Annotated in this window: 2 protein-coding genes; both read left to right on the top strand. The window is 46.1% G+C overall.

Annotated elements, in window-relative coordinates:
• Positions 1-490, top strand: a 490-nt coding sequence (locus tag R7P72_RS25425; RefSeq protein WP_318111011.1) for a PhoH family protein, incomplete at its 5' end; no start/stop codon positions are given.
• A gap of 2 nt (positions 491-492) precedes the next feature.
• Positions 493-957, top strand: a complete 465-nt coding sequence (gene ybeY / locus R7P72_RS25420; protein ID WP_005483484.1) for an rRNA maturation RNase YbeY — start codon at positions 493-495, stop codon at positions 955-957.
• The last annotated feature ends 169 nt before the right edge of the window (positions 958-1126 follow it).

Genomic DNA, 1126 nt, shown 5'->3' with positions numbered 1-1126 from the left:
CGCATTATTCGAGATGCTAGGCTTCGAGCGCGTTGAAAAGCTGATTGAACGCAACGTTATAGAGGTCGCTCCTCTGGCATACATGCGCGGTCGTACGCTGAACGATGCTTTCATCATTCTAGATGAAAGTCAGAACACCACCGTTGAACAGATGAAAATGTTCCTGACTCGTATTGGTTTCAATTCGCGTGCGGTTATTACTGGTGACGTCACTCAGATCGACTTACCTCGTGGTGCGAAGTCAGGCCTTCGTCATGCGATTGAAGTGCTCAGTGAAGTCGACGACATCAGCTTTAACTTCTTCCAAGCAGATGACGTTGTTCGCCACCCTGTGGTTGCTCGCATCGTCAACGCCTACGAGAAGTGGGAAGCGCAAGATCAAAAAGAACGTAAAGAGTTCGAGAAACGTCGCCGTGAAGAGCGTGATGCTAAACTGTTAGAAGCAGCGAAAGCAGAACTTAGCGCTCAAGTCGCTGCAACTAAGGAATAAAAATGGCAATTGAACTTGATCTGCAACTGGCAGTCGAAAATGAAGAAGGCTTACCTTCGCAGCAAGACTTCCAACTTTGGTTAGACAAGACCATCCCTCTTTTCCAACCTCAAGCAGAAGTGACAATTCGAATTGTCGATGAGAAAGAAAGCCACGCTCTTAACCATGAGTATCGTGGTAAAGACAAGCCGACGAATGTGCTTTCTTTCCCATTTGAAGCGCCTCCTGGCATGGAGATTGACCTTTTGGGCGATCTTATTATTTGCCGCCAAGTTGTTGAAAAAGAGGCAATTGAACAGAATAAGCCTCTGTTAGCACATTGGGCGCATATGGTTGTACATGGCAGCTTGCATCTGCTAGGTTATGATCATATCGAGGATGACGAAGCTGAAGAGATGGAGTCACTCGAAACCGAAATCATGCAAGGTATGGGTTATGAAGACCCTTATATTGCTGAAAAAGAGTAACCCTTTGGGTACTCGACAGGGAAAGGCGAACCAATAAAACAGTTCTCGCGTTCGCCTCTCTACGTGAGCTATCACACGTCTGATAGCGTTACTTAATTGAGAAACAATGAACGAAGATAATTCGCCCTCTTCTAACGAAGGTAAGAAAGAAAAGGCAGAAGGTCCGAGT

The organism is Vibrio sp. Vb0888 (genome assembly GCF_033338835.1).
GTDB lineage: Bacteria > Pseudomonadota > Gammaproteobacteria > Enterobacterales > Vibrionaceae > Vibrio > Vibrio alginolyticus.
Note: the sequence above shows the minus strand (reverse complement) of the source record. Positions and strands in the feature narration are given on the sequence as shown.